The organism is Rhizobium sp. RAF36, assembly GCF_052114105.1.
GTDB lineage: Bacteria > Pseudomonadota > Alphaproteobacteria > Rhizobiales > Rhizobiaceae > Rhizobium.
Map to the genome: position 1 here is coordinate 62,949 of NZ_JBFREC010000005.1, position 17,484 is coordinate 80,432.

General features: G+C 61.2%; 16 protein-coding genes. All 16 read right to left on the reverse strand.

Features of this window, described 5'->3' with window-relative positions; genetic code table 11:
- Window positions 1–61: 61 nt before the first annotated feature.
- Window positions 62–466 (reverse strand): methylmalonyl-CoA epimerase, encoded by a 405-nt coding sequence (gene mce / locus AB4Z25_RS18300; protein WP_112537410.1) that lies wholly within the window; start codon window positions 464–466, stop codon window positions 62–64.
- 4 nt (window positions 467–470) lie between these two features.
- Window positions 471–2,141 carry a ribonuclease J gene (locus AB4Z25_RS18305; RefSeq protein ID WP_112537411.1) on the reverse strand — a complete coding sequence of 557 codons (1,671 nt, stop codon included), beginning with the start codon at window positions 2,139–2,141 and terminating at the stop codon, window positions 471–473.
- 9 nt (window positions 2,142–2,150) lie between these two features.
- Window positions 2,151–2,915 (reverse strand): biotin--[acetyl-CoA-carboxylase] ligase, encoded by a 765-nt coding sequence (locus tag AB4Z25_RS18310; RefSeq protein ID WP_112537412.1) that lies wholly within the window; start codon window positions 2,913–2,915, stop codon window positions 2,151–2,153.
- Complete coding sequence (gene nuoN / locus AB4Z25_RS18315) at window positions 2,915–4,360, reverse strand: NADH-quinone oxidoreductase subunit NuoN (protein ID WP_112516956.1); 1,446 nt, start codon at window positions 4,358–4,360, stop codon at window positions 2,915–2,917. The genes AB4Z25_RS18310 and nuoN overlap by 1 nt, the downstream gene beginning before the upstream one ends.
- Before the next feature lie 18 nt (window positions 4,361–4,378).
- On the reverse strand, window positions 4,379–5,890 hold the full coding sequence (locus AB4Z25_RS18320; protein ID WP_112537413.1) for an NADH-quinone oxidoreductase subunit M: 1,512 nt from the start codon (window positions 5,888–5,890) through the stop codon (window positions 4,379–4,381).
- Window positions 5,890–7,887, reverse strand: coding sequence for an NADH-quinone oxidoreductase subunit L (gene nuoL, locus AB4Z25_RS18325; protein WP_112537414.1), 1,998 nt, complete (start codon window positions 7,885–7,887; stop codon window positions 5,890–5,892). The genes AB4Z25_RS18320 and nuoL overlap by 1 nt, the downstream gene beginning before the upstream one ends.
- A gap of 7 nt (window positions 7,888–7,894) precedes the next feature.
- On the reverse strand, window positions 7,895–8,203 hold the full coding sequence (gene nuoK / locus AB4Z25_RS18330) for an NADH-quinone oxidoreductase subunit NuoK (protein ID WP_018900202.1): 309 nt from the start codon (window positions 8,201–8,203) through the stop codon (window positions 7,895–7,897).
- Between the two features lie 24 nt (window positions 8,204–8,227).
- On the reverse strand, window positions 8,228–8,842 hold the full coding sequence (locus AB4Z25_RS18335) for an NADH-quinone oxidoreductase subunit J (protein ID WP_112389680.1): 615 nt from the start codon (window positions 8,840–8,842) through the stop codon (window positions 8,228–8,230).
- A gap of 143 nt (window positions 8,843–8,985) precedes the next feature.
- Window positions 8,986–9,477, reverse strand: coding sequence for an NADH-quinone oxidoreductase subunit NuoI (nuoI, locus tag AB4Z25_RS18340; RefSeq protein WP_112389679.1), 492 nt, complete (start codon window positions 9,475–9,477; stop codon window positions 8,986–8,988).
- Between the two features lie 40 nt (window positions 9,478–9,517).
- A complete protein-coding gene (gene nuoH, locus AB4Z25_RS18345; protein ID WP_112389678.1) occupies window positions 9,518–10,561 on the reverse strand; it encodes an NADH-quinone oxidoreductase subunit NuoH in 1,044 nt (347 codons plus the stop codon).
- 12 nt (window positions 10,562–10,573) lie between these two features.
- Window positions 10,574–12,655 carry an NADH-quinone oxidoreductase subunit NuoG gene (nuoG, locus tag AB4Z25_RS18350; RefSeq protein WP_112537416.1) on the reverse strand — a complete coding sequence of 694 codons (2,082 nt, stop codon included), beginning with the start codon at window positions 12,653–12,655 and terminating at the stop codon, window positions 10,574–10,576.
- Window positions 12,656–12,879: 224 nt separating this feature from the next.
- Entirely contained in the window at window positions 12,880–13,494 is a 615-nt protein-coding gene (locus AB4Z25_RS18355) for a 5' DNA nuclease (protein ID WP_442208795.1), read from the reverse strand.
- The gene (nuoF, locus tag AB4Z25_RS18360; RefSeq protein ID WP_112537418.1) at window positions 13,495–14,799 is read right to left on the reverse strand and encodes an NADH-quinone oxidoreductase subunit NuoF; all 1,305 of its coding nucleotides are present in this window, start codon (window positions 14,797–14,799) and stop codon (window positions 13,495–13,497) included.
- Window positions 14,800–14,809: 10 nt separating this feature from the next.
- Window positions 14,810–15,943 carry an NADH-quinone oxidoreductase subunit E gene (locus tag AB4Z25_RS18365; protein ID WP_112537419.1) on the reverse strand — a complete coding sequence of 378 codons (1,134 nt, stop codon included), beginning with the start codon at window positions 15,941–15,943 and terminating at the stop codon, window positions 14,810–14,812.
- 16 nt (window positions 15,944–15,959) lie between these two features.
- Complete coding sequence (locus AB4Z25_RS18370; RefSeq protein WP_112537420.1) at window positions 15,960–16,235, reverse strand: hypothetical protein; 276 nt, start codon at window positions 16,233–16,235, stop codon at window positions 15,960–15,962.
- Window positions 16,235–17,425, reverse strand: coding sequence for an NADH-quinone oxidoreductase subunit D (locus AB4Z25_RS18375; RefSeq protein WP_112537421.1), 1,191 nt, complete (start codon window positions 17,423–17,425; stop codon window positions 16,235–16,237). Before AB4Z25_RS18375 ends, AB4Z25_RS18370 begins: the two co-directional genes overlap by 1 nt.
- Window positions 17,426–17,484: the final 59 nt, after the last annotated feature.

Sequence of the window (17,484 nt, forward strand, 5' to 3'; positions counted from 1 at the left end):
GCCAAGCTCAAATGACAGAAGATATCCGCGTGGGGGTTAGGTCACTGTGCCGCAGCGGCACCTATATCTGCTCAAGTTCGATTAGCGTCCCGAAGAAATCCTTGGGGTGCAAGAACAACACTGGCTTGCCATGGGCGCCGGTTTTCGGTTCGCCGTTGCCCAGCACCCTAGCCCCTGATGTCAGCAACTGATCACGGGCAGCAATGATATCCGCCACCTCGTAGCAGATATGGTGCATGCCGCCGGCAGGGTTCTTTTCGAGGAAGGCTGCGATCGGCGAGGCATCGCCGAGCGGCTCCAGCAGTTCGACTTTGGTGTTCTCGAGCTCGACGAAGACGACGGTGACGCCGTGGTCAGGCAGGGCCTGCGGCTGTGACACCCTGGCACCCAGGGTATCACGATAACTGGCGCTCGCCGCAGCGAGATCGGGGACGGCAAGCGCGATGTGATTGACGCGGCCGAGCATAAGGTCAGACTTTGCTGAGGAAGACAGTCACAACCGGCTTCTTGCCCCAGGCATGGTTTGCGGCAGAGCGCACGGCGCGGCGCGCGGCCTCCTGCACCATGTCCAGATCCTTGCGGCGGGCGCGCGGAATGCTCTCGATGGCGCCGACGACGGCGTCATAAAGCGTATCCTCCAGCTCATCGCCTTCGTCGTCGTAGACAGGCAGGCCGATGGCCACGACATCCGGCTCGCCGATGATGTCGAAGCGGCTGTCCAGCAGCACGTTCACGGCGACATGGCCGACATAGGAGAGCTTCTTGCGATCGCCGATGCCCATTTCCTCGAAATCGCCGATCAGCGAGCCGTCCTTGTAGATGCGGCCATGCGGCACTTCGCCGATGACCTCTGCCGGACCCGGCGCCAGGCGCAGCAGGTCACCATTGCGGACACGGGGAACACTTTTGATACCCGACTGTTCGGCAAGTTCCTTATGCGCCGTCAGATGCGTCGCCTCCCCGTGCACAGGCACGAGAATCTTCGGCCGTACCAGCTGGTACATCTTCTGCAGCTCGTTGCGGCGGGGATGGCCGGAGACGTGAACCAGGGCTTCGCTATCGGTGACGATGTGGATGCCCTGCTCGACGAGGCCGTTCTTAATATCCTGGATGGCTTTCTCGTTGCCGGGAATGGCGCGCGAGGAGAAGACCACGATATCGCCAGCGGCAAGTGCCACGTTGCGCATCTCGTCACGCGACAGCTTGGCGAGTGCGGCGCGCGGTTCGCCCTGGCTGCCGGTAAGGATGACAACGACCTTGTCACGCGGGATATAGCCGTATTCGTCTTCGGCGATGAACGGCTTGACGCCCTCCATCAGGCCCAGCTCGCGGGAGACATCGACGACGCGCTTCAGCGAACTACCGAGCAGCAGGATCTCGCGGCCGGCGGCTTCGGCTGCCTCGGCGACGGTGCGGATACGGCCGACATTCGAGGAGAATGTCGTGATCGCCACGCGTCCCTCGGCATTCTCGATGATCTTGCGCAGGCTGGCGGAAACGTCCTTTTCGGATGGCGAGACGCCGTCGCGCAGCGCGTTGGTGGAATCGCACATCATCGCCAGGACGCCCTCGTCGCCGAGCTGGCGGAAGCGGGTCTCATCGGTCAGCGGCCCGAGCGACGGCTCGTGGTCGATCTTCCAGTCGCCGGTATGGATGACATTGCCGAGCGGCGTGCGGATCATCAGCGACATCGGCTCGGGGATCGAGTGGTTGACGGCAACGCCTTCGATGCTGAAGGGGCCGACATTGATCGTATCGCCGGCCTTGAAGATCGTCACCGGCACTTCGCCGATCGCGTCCTTCTCATAATTGCGCTTGGCTTCGAGAAGCCCGGCCGTGAACGGCGAGGCGTAGACCGGGACGTTCAGGCCCGGCCAGAGATCGGCCAGCGCACCGTAGTGGTCTTCGTGGGCATGGGTGATGATGATCGCCTTGAGGCTCTTTCGCTCCTTGGCGAGAAAGCGGATATCAGGGAGCACCAGATCGACGCCCGGCAGATCGGGACCCGGGAAGGTCACGCCGCAATCGACCATGATCCACTGGCGATGATCCGCGGGGCCATAGCCGTACAGCGCGAGATTCATGCCGATCTCGCCGACGCCGCCCAGCGGAAGAAATACCAGTTCGTCCTGTTTCGCCATTAGGTCCTACTATCCAAAGAAAACATCACCGGCAGCGATCTGCAGTATCCTGCCTGCGCCGGTATCGAGCATCAACAGCCCATTATCATCAATTCCGGCGAATTGGCCGGAAATCGACCTGTCCGGCAAATTCACCGTAATCTTCTCGCCAATGCCGCAGGCGACATCGCGCCAGCGTGCGGTAATCTCCCGGATGCCGCGGCCCTCGTTCCAGATATCCAGAACTTCGGCCATCGAGGCATAGAGATGGGCAAACAATTCCTCAGGGGAAGCCCTGCCACCCTGCTCCCTGATGCAGGTCACCGGATACATCGGATTATCAGGCATGACGGAAACATTGATGCCGATGCCGATCACCAGCGCATAGCGGCCATCCGGCAGCTGCTCGCCCTCGACGAGGATGCCGCAGGTCTTCTTGCGGCCGATCAGAATGTCGTTCGGCCACTTCACTTCGAGCGGCTCGGCTGCCGGCGGCAGCACCATGCGAACGGCCTGATGCACGGCGACGGCAATCGCCAGCGGCAGAGAGCCCATGCGCTCCATCGGCGCCGGATCGATCAGAAGAAGAGAGGCGTAGAGATTGCCGGGTTCGGAAACCCAGGGGCGTCCACGGCGGCCGCGGCCGCCGGTCTGCCTGACGGCGGTCACCCAGAGGAGGCCGCTGTCCCCTGCCCGGGCCCGGGCAAGGCATTCCGTGTTGGTCGACGGGGTCTCCGGCAGCGCTTCATGCCGGAAATCGCCGAGCGATATCCGGCGGCGCATGGGAGACACCATCAGAACAGCGTCGCTGCCGCGAGCTCAGCCGCACCGCCGATCGGACCGCCGATGAGAACATAGGCGAGAACGAACAGGCCGGAGAGACCGTAGACCAGCTTGAGAGCGCCGGAGACGCGAGCAAACTCACCCTTGGCTTCATCGAACCACATCAGCTTGATGACGCGCAGATAGTAGTAAGCGCCGACGACGGAGGCGAGCACGCCGATGATCGCCAGCGCATAGAGCTTGGCTTCGATGGCGGCCACGAATACGAAGTACTTCGCGAAGAAGCCTGCCATCGGCGGAATGCCGGCCAGCGAGAACATCAGGATCGTCAGCACTGTCGCCATGAAGGGGTTGGTGCTGGAGAGGCCCGCGAGATCGTCGATGCCCTCGACGACAGTACCGTCCTTGCGGCGCATCGACATGATGATCGCGAAGGAGCCGAGCGTCATGACCATGTAGATGACCATATAGAGCATGACGCCGGAGACGCCCGTCTGGTTGCCGGCGGCGAGGCCGACCAGCGCATAGCCCATGTGACCGATCGACGAATAGGCCATCAGTCGCTTGATGTTCTTCTGGCCGATCGCGGCGAAGGAACCGAGCAGCATCGAGGCGATCGAGATGAAGACGACGACCTGCTGCCAGTCCGCCATGATCGGCTGGAAGGCGGTGATGACGATGCGGGTCATCATGGCCATGGCCGCAACCTTCGGGGCGCTGGCGAGGAATGCGGTCACCGGGGTCGGTGCCCCCTCGTAAACGTCAGGCGTCCACATATGGAACGGCACGGCCGAGATCTTGAACGCGATACCGGCGAGGATGAAGACCAGACCGAAGATCAGGCCCAGCGAACGCGCACCTTCGACATTCAGCGCCTGGGCGATGTCGGCGAAATGCGTGTGGCCGGTGAAGCCGTAGACCAGCGACATGCCGTAGAGCAGCATGCCCGAGGAGAGCGCGCCGAGGACGAAATACTTGAGGCCAGCTTCGGTCGACTTGACGCTGTCGCGATTGATCGCAGCGACGACATAGATCGCCAGCGACTGCAACTCGAGGCCGAGATAGAGCGCGATCAGATCGTTTGCCGAGATCATCAGCATGATGCCGAGCGTGCAGAGCACGAGGAGAACCGGGAACTCGAACTTGTCGAGCTGGTTTTCCTTGGCAAGGCTGAGCGACATGAAGAGCGCCACGAAGGAGCCGGTCAGTGCCGTCACCTTCATGAAGCGGGAGAATCCGTCCGCCTGATAGACGCCGCCGAAGGCGAGGCCCGTGGACGGGATGAAGATCAGCCAGAGCGCTGAGGCGGCGAACAGGATCATGGCGAGCACGCTCACCATGCGCCCGGAACGCTCGCCCGCAAAGACGCCGATCATCAGAAGGACAAGGGCGCCTACCGCGAGGATCAGCTCCGGCGCGGCGAGATGCAGACTTGCAAGAATGGTTTCAGCGGTCATGTCCAAATAGTCCCGTCATCAATTCATCGACAGCGCAACGTTCTGCGCTGCGTGTACGGCGGCCGTATAATTATTCACCAGCAGATCCACCGAAGCGGCCGTCGCATCGAAGACCGGTGCCGGATAGACACCGAAGAGGATGGTCAGCGCAATCAGCGGGTAGAGCAGCAGCTGCTCACGCGGCGACAGATCGAGAAGCGCCTTCAGCTTTTCCTTCTCCAGCGCACCGAAGATCACGCGGCGATAGAGCCACAGAGCGTAGGCGGCTGAAAGGATGACACCGGTGGCAGCAAACAGCGCAACCCAGGTGTTGGCACGGAAGACGCCGATCAGGGTGAGGAATTCGCCGATGAAGCCAGAGGTGCCGGGAAGACCGACATTGGCCATGGTGAAGACCATCATCGCCACTGCGTATTTCGGCATGTTGTTGACGAGGCCGCCATAGGCCGCGATCTCGCGGGTATGGGTACGGTCGTAGACAACGCCGACGCAGAGGAAGAGCGCGCCCGAGACGATGCCGTGCGACAGCATCTGGAAGATCGAGCCCTGAACGCCCTGCATGTTGGCGGCAAAGATGCCCATGGTGACATAGCCCATATGCGCCACCGACGAATAGGCGATCAGCTTCTTGATGTCGTCCTGCATCATCGCCACCAGCGAGGTGTAGATGATGGCGATCACCGACAAGGCAAAGACCATCGGCGCGAAGAAATCGGACGCCACCGGGAACATACCGAGGGAGAAGCGGATCAGGCCGTAGCCGCCGAGCTTCAGGAGCACGCCCGCCAGGATGACGGAACCAGCCGTCGGGGCCTGAACGTGCGCATCGGGAAGCCAGGTATGGACGGGCCACATCGGCATCTTCACCGCGAAGGAGGCAAAGAAGGCCAGCCATAACCACGTCTGCATCTGCGGCGGGAACTTGTAAGCGAGCAGCGCCGAAATATCGGTCGTGCCGGCCTGCCAGTACATTGCCATGATGGCGAGCAGCATCAGCACCGAGCCGAGCAGCGTGTAGAGGAAGAACTTGTAGCTTGCATAGACGCGGTTCGCGCCGCCCCAGACGCCGATGATCAGGAACATCGGGATCAGGCCTGCTTCGAAGAACACGTAGAACAGCACAATATCAAGCGACACGAAGACACCGACCATCATCACTTCGAGGATGAGGAAGGCGATCATGTATTCCTTCAGGCGCTTCTCGACCGAGAGCCAGCTGGCCAGCACGCAGAAGGGCATGAGGAAGGTCGACAGGATGACAAACAGCATCGAGATGCCGTCGACGCCGACATGGTAGCCGATGCCGGTGCCGAGCCAGGCATGCTTCTCGATCATCTGGAAGCCCGGATTGGCGTTATCGAAGCCGATCCAGATCAGAAGCGACAGCAGGAACGTGACGATGGTCGTGAACAACGAGATGTTGAGCACGTTCCGGCGGCCGTTCGGGCCGTTTTCATTCATCAAAAGCAGAAGCACCACGCCGACCAGCGGCAGGAAGGTGACCGTTGTAAGAATAGGCCAATCGGTCATCAGAAGGAACTCCCGAGCATCATCCAGGTAACGAGCGCTGCAATGCCGATCAGCATCGCGAAGGCGTAGTGATAGAGGTAACCGGTCTGCAGGCGGACCACGCGGTTCGTCACATCGACGACGCGGGCGGCAATGCCGTTCGGACCGTAGGTATCGATGACGCCGACATCACCCTTCTGCCACAGGAACTTGCCAAGAGCCTTGGCCGAGCGGACGAAGAGGAAGTCGTAGAGCTCGTCGAAGTACCACTTGTTCAAGAGGAACTGGTAGAGCACGCGATGCTGCTGGGCGAGAACGCGCGGCGTCGAAGGCGACTTGATGTACATGTACCAAGCGATCACGAAGCCCACGACCATGGCAATGAACGGGCTCAGAGCCACCAGAGCCGGAACGTGATGGAAGTGCTCCAGCAGTTCATTCTCCTTGGAGGTGAACAGCGCGCCCTTCCAGAATTCGGCATATTCTTCGCCGTAGAAGCGGCCCTCGAAGAGAAAGCCTGCGAAGACGGCGCCGATCGCGAGGATATAGAGCGGCACCAGCATGACCTGCGGCGATTCATGGACGTGATGCATGACTTCATGGGAAGCGCGCGGCTTGCCAAAGAAGGTCATGAAGATCAGGCGCCAGGAATAGAAGCTGGTGAACAGCGCGGCGATGACGAGCATGGTGAAGGCGAAGCCTGCGGCCGGCGAATGCGACGCGTAGGCAGCTTCGATGATGACGTCCTTCGAGAAGAAGCCTGCAAAGCCGAACGGCGTGAACGGAATGCCGACGCCGGTGATGGCGAGCGTGCCGATCATCATCATCCAGAACGTTACCTTGATGTGCGGACGCAGGCCGCCCATGTAACGCATGTCCTGCTCGCCGTCGACGGCGTGGATGACCGAACCGGCGCAAAGGAACAGCAGAGCCTTGAAGAAGGCGTGCGTGAAAAGGTGGAAGATTGCGGCGCCGTAAGCCCCCACTCCGAGAGCCACGAACATGTAGCCGAGCTGCGAGCAGGTGGAATAGGCGATGACGCGCTTGATGTCGTTCTGGACGAGGCCGACCGTTGCCGCGAAGAAGGCGGTGATCGCACCGATGATGGTGACGACGGTCAGGGCATCATGCGACAGTTCGAACAGCGGCGACATGCGGGCGACGAGGAAGACGCCGGCGGTAACCATGGTTGCGGCATGAATGAGCGCCGAAACCGGGGTCGGGCCTTCCATGGCGTCCGGGAGCCAGGTGTGCAGCAGGAACTGCGCCGACTTACCCATGGCACCCATGAACAGCAGCAGGCAGACGGCCGTCAGCGCATGCGTCTTGTCGAGCTGCATGCCGAAGAGGTTAAGCACCACTTCGCTGGCAGCTTCGGCACCTTCATGCGGCGCGAAGTTCGCGGCGTTGGCGAAGATCGTGTCGAAGTTGATGGCGCCGAACAGCACGAAGACACCGGCAATGCCGAGCACGAAGCCGAAGTCACCGACGCGGTTGACGATGAAAGCCTTCATCGCCGCAGCCGAGGCAGACGGCTTCTTGAACCAGAAGCCGATCAAGAGGTACGAGGCCAGACCCACGCCTTCCCAGCCGAAGAACATCTGCAGCAGGTTGTCGGAGGTCACCAGCATCAGCATGGCGAAGGTGAAGAGCGACAGATAGGCGAAGAAACGCGGGCGATGCGGATCATGATGCATGTATCCGATCGAGTAGATGTGCACCAGCGTCGAGACCGTGTTGACGACGATCAGCATGACGGAGGTGAGCGTATCGATGCGCAGCGACCAGGAGACGTCGATGCCGCCGGACTGGATCCAGCGCAGCACGTCCACCTTGATGGCGCCTTCCGGATGACCGAGCGCCACCGTGAAGAACACATACCAGGAGAGAGCGGCGGTGATGATCATCAGGCCGCTGGTGACGTATTCCGATGCCTTGGCGCCGATCGCGCGGCCGAAAAGGCCGGCAATGATCGCGCCGATCAAGGGAAGAAAGACGATAGCCTTATAGAGGAACATGAGCCGCTCAGCCCTTCATCATATTGACGTCTTCGACCGCGATCGAACCGCGGTTACGGTAGAAGACAACGAGAATTGCAAGACCGATCGCCGCTTCTGCAGCCGCAACGGTCAGAATGAAAAGTGCGAAGACCTGGCCGACGATGTCGTTGAGGAACGACGAGAAGGCGACCATGTTGATGTTGACCGCAAGCAGGATCAGTTCGATCGACATCAGGATGACGATGATGTTCTTGCGGTTCAGGAAGATGCCGAAGACGCCGAGCGTGAAGAGGATGGCGCTGACCGTCAGGTAGTGGGAAAGACCGATGACCATGTTCTTTGTTCCTTGTACCTGTCCTTAGACACCCTGCCCCGGCTTGACGGTGACCACCTCAACGGCGGTCGCCGGCGTGCGGGCAACCTGCTGGGAAATATTCTGGCGGCGGATATTCGTGCGATGCTTCAGCGTCAGCACGATCGCGCCGATCATGGCGACCAGAAGCACCAGGCCGGCGATCTGGAAGAAGTAGACGTAATTCGTATAGAGCACGTCGCCGAGAGCCGCCGTATTGGTGCGTTCCGTCAGCGCCGGGATCGGCATGGCGACGGTCTTGGCGATCTCGGGCGAAATCACGCTGCCGCCGACGACAACGATCAGTTCGGCTGCGAGGATCAGGCCGATAAGTGCGCCGATCGGCGCATATTCGAGAACGCCCGCGCGCAGCTCCGTGAAGTCGATGTCGAGCATCATGACCACGAATAGGAAGAGAACCGCGACCGCGCCGACATAGACGACGAGCAGGATCATCGCCAGGAATTCGGCGCCGAGCAGCAGGAAGAGGCCCGCGGCGTTAAAGAAGGTCAGGATCAGGAACAGAACCGAGTGAACCGGGTTCTTTGCCCAGATGACCATGAACGCCGACGCTATCGCGACGAAGGCGAAAAGATAGAAAAATAGAGCCTGCAGACCCATGTTGGTGCCTTTTTCATCTTCCCCCGGGCAGCCGGGAGTTTCCCTGCCCGATGAAGCTTCGTCACCCCTGAAGGGCCGGCAAAGCTCCGGTGCATGTTGACCGCGGGCGGCGAGTGCCAGCCCTGCGGCATTTCAAATTTCAATCAACGGTACGGAGCGTCGATCGCGATATTGCGCGCGATTTCGCGTTCCCACCGGTCGCCATTGTCGAGAAGCCGCTGCTTGTCGAAATAAAGCTCTTCGCGGGTTTCCGTGGCGAATTCGAAATTCGGGCCTTCGACGATCGCATCAACAGGGCAAGCTTCCTGGCAGAAGCCGCAATAGATGCACTTCACCATGTCGATGTCGTAACGCACCGTGCGGCGCGTGCCGTCATTGCGGCGCGGGCCGGCTTCGATGGTGATCGCCTGAGCGGGACAGATCGCTTCGCAGAGCTTGCAGGCGATGCAACGCTCTTCACCGTTGGGATAACGGCGCAGTGCGTGTTCGCCGCGGAAGCGCGGAGAAACCGGACCCTTTTCGAAAGGGTAGTTGATCGTCGCCTTCTGCTTGAAGAAGTAGCGCATCGACAGAAAGAATGCGCCGACGAATTCCTTGAGGAACAGCGAGCTGACGGCGTTGGACAAGCTGGCCATCTTCAACCTCCAAATTTGCTGGAAACGAGGAAGGACATGATCATGCCCATCCCATCAGCTTCAGCACGAATGCAACAATGACGACCATGGCGAGCGACAGCGGAAGGAAGACCTTCCAGCCGAGGCGCATCAGCTGGTCATAGCGGTAGCGCGGCACGAAAGCCTTGACCATCGCGAACATGAAGAACACGAAGCACGACTTCAGCATGAACCAGATGATGCCCGGGACCCAATTGATCAGCCAGAAATCGACCGGAGGCAGCCAACCGCCGAGGAACAGGATCGTCGTCAGCGAGCACATCAGGCAGATGGCAGCATATTCGCCGAGCATGAACATCATGTATGGCGAGGAGCCATATTCGACCATGAAGCCGGCAACCAGTTCCGATTCCGCTTCCGGAAGGTCGAAAGGCGGACGGTTGGTTTCAGCAAGCGCCGAAATGAAGAAGATGATGAACATCGGGAACAGCGACAGCCAGTGCCAGTCGAGGAACGAGCTGGGCAGGCCGAGCTTGGTGCCGAGACCGGTCTGCTGCGACATGACGATATCCGTCAGGTTCAGCGAACCCACGCAGAGAAGAACGGTGACGATGACGAAGCCGATCGAGACTTCGTACGAAACCATCTGCGCTGCCGAGCGGAGCGCGCCGAGGAACGGATACTTCGAGTTCGAAGCCCAGCCGCCCATGATGATGCCGTACACTTCGAGCGACGAGATCGCCAGAATATAGAGAATGCCGACATTGATGTTGGCGATGACCCAGCCGTTGGCGACCGGCACGACCGCCCAGGTCGACAGAGCCAGAAGCACGGTGACCAGCGGGGCCAGCAGGAAGACGACCTTGTTGGCGCCGGCCGGAATGACCGGCTCCTTGAAGACAAACTTCAAAAGGTCGGCGAAGGACTGGAAAAGACCGAAGGGACCAACCACATTGGGTCCACGGCGCAGCTGAACGGCAGCCCAGATCTTACGGTCGGCAAGCAGGATGTATGCGATGAAGACCAGCAGGCAGACAAGCATGAGCAGCGACTGGCCGACCATGATGAGGCCAGGCAAGACATAAGTTGAAACAAACGATTCCATAGTCCCCTGCCCTTACTCTGCCGCGACTTTGAAGTTGTTGCGGGCCAATGCCGAGCACTCGGCCATGACAGCCGAGGCGCGCGCGATCGGGTTCGTCAAATAGAAGTCTTTGACCGGTGAAGCAAACCCGGATTTGTTCATCTTCCCGGCTTTTTTCGCAACTGCGGCAATTTTGGCGCTGTCGCTTTTGGCGATCTCGTCGACGGCTGCGAAATGCGGGAATGCCGCATAGAGCTTGCCGCGCAATTCACCAAGCGAATCAAAGGGAAGCTTCTTGCCAAGCACGTCGGAAAGCGCACGCAGGATCGCCCAGTCTTCGCGGGCATCGCCCGGTGCGAAACCGGCGCGGTTGCCCATCTGGACGCGGCCTTCGGTGTTGACCCAGGTACCGGACTTTTCGGTGTAGGCAGCAGCCGGAAGGATGACGTCGGCGTTATGCGCGCCCTGGTCGCCATGCGAGCCGATATAGACCGTGAACTTCGCGGCTTTCTTGGTGAAATCGAGTTCGTCTGCGCCGAGAAGGAAGAGCACGTCCATGGAGGGCAGCATGTCCGCAGCGTTGACGCCCTTGGCGCCCGGCACGAAGCCGAGGTCGAGGCCGCCGACGCGGGCCGCTGCCGTGTGCAGAACCGCAAAACCGTTCCATCCGTCGGCAACGGCGCCGACCGTGCCTGCGAGCTTGGCGGCGCTGGCGAGAACGCCGGCACCATCAACACGCGAGAGAGCACCCTGGCCGATGATGATCAGCGGCTTCTTGGCATCAGCAAGAACCTTGGCGAAGGCATGGTTGCCGTCGACGAGATCCTTCAGCGTATCCGGGCCAGCGCCGAGATATTCGTAATCGTAGCGCATGTCGCCGGCTTCGCCGATCACACCGATCGGGAAACCGCCGCGGCGCCAGCGCTTGCGGATGCGGGCGTTGAGAACGGCCGCTTCGAAGCGCGGGTTGGCGCCGATGATCAGCAGCGCGTCGGCTTCTTCGATGCCCTGGATGGTCGGGTTGAAGATGTAGCTTGCGCGGCCGAGCGACGGATCAAGTGCCGCCCCATCCTGGCGACAGTCGAGGTTCTCGGAACCGAGCGACTTTACCAGTTCCTGCAGCGCGTACATTTCTTCGACTGTGGACAGGTCGCCGGCAATCGCGCCGATCTTCTCGCCGGTCGTGCCAGCCACTGCCGTCTTGATGGCGCCGAAGGCTTCGGCCCAGGTTGCCGGCTGCAGGCGGCCGCTCTTGCGGACGTAAGGACGATCGAGGCGCTGCGTCTTCAGGCCGTCCCAGATGAAGCGGCTCTTGTCGGAGATCCACTCTTCGTTGATCTGGTCGTTGACGCGCGGCATGACGCGCATGACTTCGCGGCCACGGGTATCGACACGGATCGCCGAACCGAGCGCGTCCATGACGTCGATCGATTCAGTCTTGTTCAGTTCCCACGGACGGGCCGTGAAGGCGAAGGGCTTGGAGGTCAGCGCGCCGACCGGGCAGAGGTCAACGACGTTGCCCTGCAACTCGGAGGTCATCGCCTGCTCGAGATAGGTGGTGATTTCGGCATCTTCGCCGCGGCCGATCAGGCCAAGCTCGGAGATACCGGCAACTTCCGTGGTGAAGCGGACGCAGCGCGTGCAGTGGATGCAGCGGTTCATGACCGTCTTGACGAGCGGTCCGATATACTTGTCTTCGACCGCGCGCTTGTCTTCCTGATAGCGCGAGGTGTCGATGCCGAAGGCCATCGCCTGGTCCTGCAGATCGCACTCGCCGCCCTGGTCGCAGATCGGGCAATCTAGCGGATGGTTGATCAGCAGGAATTCCATCACACCTTCGCGGGCCTTCTTGACCATCGGCGTGTTGGTGAAAACTTCAGGCAGTTCGCCGTTCGGGCCGCCGCGGATATCGCGAACACCCATGGCGCAGGAAGCCTGCGGCTTCGGCGGGCCACCCTTCACCTCGACGAGGCACATGCGGCAATTGCCGGCGACCGACAGCCGCTCATGGAAGCAGAAGCGCGGAACTTCAGCGCCGGCTTCCTCACACGCCTGGATGAGCGTGTAGTGATCCGGGACCTCGATCTCGTTGCCGTCAATCTTCAGTTTTGCCATCGTCACTCAAGTCCTGTTTCCCGTTCGCCGGATGGCGGCAAACAAACCTATTCTGCAACATGACCGCTGCCAGGCGGGATTTCGTCCCCGCAGGCATCGGCGTCGCCCAAATTGTCTTTCCCCGGCCCCGGGGAACCCGAGACCCGATCGGCTTGCGTGAACGAGGCCCCTGCCCCGCCATGCCTGCCTTATTCCCTCCGGCCGCTTGGGTCAGCCGGAAAAATTCAGCTTCGCTTGCGGCCCTTCGCCGCGAGCGCCTTGGCCTGGCCGCGCCAGTCGTCGCGGGCGATCCGGCCATCAAAGCCGAGATCGGCGTCAACGCCTGCCGCTTCCGCATCGCTCCAGGCGGCAATCGCCGCGAAGGTGCGGATGCCCCTGGCGTTCAGAACCTGCTCCAGCTTCGGACCGATGCCCGAAATCAGCTTCAGGTCGTCGGCCTTCTTGGCACGGCTGACCGGCTTCTTCGCCGCAACCTTGGGCTCCTCGGTCGCGACGATCGAGAGCTTCGCCTTGCGCACTGCCGCCGGACGGATATTTTCCGGCTTGATGCGCACCTCGGGCTTTGCAGCCTGCGGCGGCGTTTCGTCGAGCGCTTCGGCAATCCGGCTGGTCGCCTCCAACGCGCCTTGCAGAGCGCCAAAGAAGGCGCCGGCCATCTGCGTCGAGAAGCCGATGCCGACGGCGGTTGCCGCTGCCATCGCCGCGGCCGGATGGGTCATCAGCGGGTGGATCGGCATCGCCTTTGCGTTCTCCAGCATCTCGGCAGCAAGACGGCCGAAGTCAGCCGAGAAATCGGCTGCCCCTTCCTTGTCATTGCCGCCAGATGCCTTGGCCATCATTTACTCCGCAGCTTCCAGAACAGCGCCGTGATCCATGGCGCTTGCCGTGTACTGGTCGATACGCGCTTCGATTTCCGGACGGAAATTGCGGATCAGACCCTGGACCGGCCATGCGGCAGCATCGCCAAGCGCACAGATGGTGTGGCCTTCGATCTGCTTGGTGACCTGGAACAGCATGTCGATTTCGCGCTTCTGGGCGTTGCCCTTGGCCATGCGCTCCATGACGCGCCACATCCAGCCGGTGCCTTCGCGGCACGGCGTGCACTGGCCGCAGCTCTCATGCTTGAAGAAGGCCGAGATACGGGCGATCGCCTTGATGACGTCGGTGGACTTGTCCATGACGATCGCGGCGGCCGTACCGAACGAGGAGCCGACGGCGCGAAGGCCATCGAAGTCCATCGGGCAGTCGATGATGTCCTTGGCCGGAACGATCGGGCACGATGCGCCGCCCGGAATGACGGCGAGCAGGTTGTCCCAGCCGCCGCGGATGCCGCCGGCGTGGCGATCGACGAGCTCACGGAAGGTGATGCCCATCTCTTCTTCGACGGTGCACGGCTTGTTGACGTGGCCCGAGAGCATGAACAGCTTGGTGCCGACATTGTTCGGACGGCCGATCGCCGAGAACCAGCCGGCGCCGCGGCGCAGGATGGTCGGCGCAACGGCGATCGATTCGACGTTGTTGACGGTCGTCGGGCAGCCGTAGAGACCCATGTTTGCCGGGAACGGCGGCTTCAGGCGCGGCTGGCCCTTCTTGCCTTCCAGGCTTTCGAGCAGCGCGGTTTCTTCGCCGCAGATATAGGCGCCGGCGCCGTGGTGGACGTAGATGTCCATCGGGTAGCCGAGCTTGTTGCTCTTGCCGAGTAGACCGGCATCGTAGCACTCGTCGATCGCAGCCTGGAGAGCTTCACGCTCGCGGATATATTCGCCGCGGACGTAGATATAGGCAGCATTGGCGCCCATGGCGAAGCTGGCGATAACGCAGCCTTCGATCAGCGTATGCGGATCGTGGCGCATGATATCGCGGTCTTTGCAGGTACCGGGTTCCGATTCGTCGGCGTTGACGACGAGGTAGTGCGGCCGGCCGTCGGATTCCTTCGGCATGAAGGACCACTTGAGACCGGTCGGGAAGCCTGCGCCGCCACGGCCGCGAAGGCCGGAAGCCTTCATCTCGTTGATGATCCAGTCGCGACCCTTTTCGAGGATCTGCTTGGTGCCATCCCAGTGGCCGCGGCTCATCGCGCCCTTCAGGGACTTGTCCTTGAGGCCGTAGATATTGGTAAAGATGCGGTCTTTATCTTGTAACATGCTTCACCTCTTACCGCGGCTTCTTGCCGAAGACCTTGATATATTCCGCTTCACCGCCCTTGGCGAGCGCCTTGGCCTGCTTGACCCAGTCGTCGCGCTCGATGCGGCCCTTGAAATTCAAGTATCCATCGACCCATTCGCGTTCAGCCTTCTTCCACGCGCTGACTTGCGCGAAGGTGAAGATGCCGAGTTCGTTCAAAATAGCTTCGATCTTCGGACCAACGCCGGAGATCAGTTTCAGATCGTCAGGCGCAGCAGGCTTTGCGATGCCGGCCGGACGGTTCTTGTCTTCCAGCGAGGGCTTGGCAGCGGCCGGAGCAGCGGCAGCCTTGGCAGGCTTTTCAGCGGCAGCGGGTGCAGCCTCAGCAGCGGCGTTCTTCGCAGCAGCCTTCGGCGCCGTGACAGGCGTCTTCAAAGCAGCATTGGTCTCTGCGTCGGTGCTCTTCGGACGCGCAGCTTCCGACGGCGGAACGCTGACGGCATCGGCATCGGCATCGGCCTTCTTCGCAGAGGTCTTTGCCTTCGCCTTCGGCTCTTCGGTCAGAAGCGACGTAGGGCCACCTTCCGGCGACGAGAAGTGACGATCGATCTGCGGACCGGGCTTAACGCTCGCGCCGTTGCCGGCGTTGAACGTGTCGATGATCTCTTCGAGACGCTCAGGCGTCAGATCTTCGTAGGTGTCCTTGCCGATCATGATCATCGGCGCGTTGACGCAGGCCCCGAGACACTCGACCTCTTCCCAGGACAGTGTGCCCTCGGCGTTGCGCTCGAACGGGTGCTGGTGGATCTTGCTGCGGCAGACGGCCATCAGCTTTTCCGAACCGCGCAGCATGCAGGGCGTGGTGCCGCAAACCTGAACGTGGGCGCGCGTACCGACGGGACCCAGCTGGAACTGCGTGTAGAAGGTCGCGACCTCGAGGACACGGATATAGGCCATGTCAAGCATGTCGGCGACCTTCTCGATCGCCGCGCGCGTGACCCAACCGTCCTGCTCCTGCGCTCGCATCAGCAGCGGAATGACCGCGGACTGCTGACGGCCTGCGGGATATTTCTGGATCGTCTTATCCGCCCAGACCGCGTTTTCGTCATTGAAGGCGAATGCGGCAGGCTGGAATTGATCTTCGGCTAGTCGACGAACGGACATTCTTCCTCACGCCTTGTCAGTTTAGGGTCCCACACCGCGAGGCCGTCAAAGACTGCATCTCGCATGCGTAGGCCGACTGGTCTTTCTGCAAAAACACTACGAATTTCTTGCCGTTCGGAACGGCGGCCTTGATCTGGTAGCCCTTGGAAACGAGCTCCCCGATCGTGGCCTGACCGCTTGGCGGCGTTATCTCTTCCGCACCGAGCTTCGGGCCGAATCCCTGCGTATTGTCCTGGGCGAAGGCCGAGGAGGCAACGAGGAGCGCGGCGGCCGAGAGCACGGTGAGCTTCATCAGCGGTCAACCTCACCGAAGACGATGTCGAGCGAGCCGAGAACGGCTGCAACGTCAGCCAGCTGGTGGCCGCGGCACATGAAGTCCATCGCCTGAAGGTGGGCATAGCCCGGGGCGCGGATCTTGCAGCGGTACGGCTTGTTGCTGCCATCAGACACCACGTAGACGCCGAACTCGCCCTTCGGCGCTTCGACGGCGGCGTAAACTTCGCCGGCCGGGACGTGATAGCCTTCGGTATAGAGCTTGAAGTGGTGGATCAGCGCTTCCATCGAGCGCTTCATCTGGCCACGCTTCGGCGGCACGACCTTGCCGTCAACAGACGAGAACGGACCAGTCTTCGCGTCGGAAAGCAAGCGATTGACGCACTGCTTCATGATCCGGACCGATTCGCGCATTTCGATCATGCGGATCAGGTAGCGGTCGTAGCAGTCGCCGTTCTTGCCGATCGGGATATCGAATTCGAGATCGGAATAGCACTCGTAGGGCTGCGAACGGCGCAGATCCCACGCCGCACCCGAGCCGCGCACCATGACGCCCGAGAAGCCCCAGGCCCAGCAATCTTCCAGCGATACGACGCCGATATCGACGTTACGCTGCTTGAAGATGCGGTTGCCGGTGAGCAGATCGTCGATGTCATCGAGCTTGCCCGGGAACTGGTCGCACCACTTGCCGATATCCTCGACGAGCTCTTCCGGCAGATCCTGGTGGACGCCACCTGGACGGAAATAGGCAGCGTGCATGCGCGCGCCGCAGGCACGCTCATAGAACACCATCAGCTTTTCGCGCTCTTCGAAGCCCCAGAGCGGCGGCGTCAGCGCGCCGACGTCCATGGCCTGCGTCGTGACGTTCAGCAGATGCGAAAGGATACGGCCGATTTCCGAGTAGAGAACGCGGATCAGCTGGCCACGGATCGGAATATCGATACCGAGCAGCTTTTCGACGGCCAGGGCATAGGCATGCTCCTGGTTCATCGGCGCGACGTAATCGAGACGGTCGAAATAGGGAACGGCCTGCAGATAGGTCTTGGTCTCGATCAGCTTCTCGGTGCCGCGGTGCAGCAGGCCGATATGCGGATCAACACGCTCCACAATTTCGCCGTCAAGCTCCAGGACAAGACGAAGAACGCCGTGCGCCGCCGGATGCTGCGGTCCGAAATTGATGTTGAAGTTGCGGACGTTATGTTCGGTCATTTGCAACGCGCTCCGCGCCTGTAGGGATTAGCCAATAGCCAATAGGCAGTAGGCTCTTG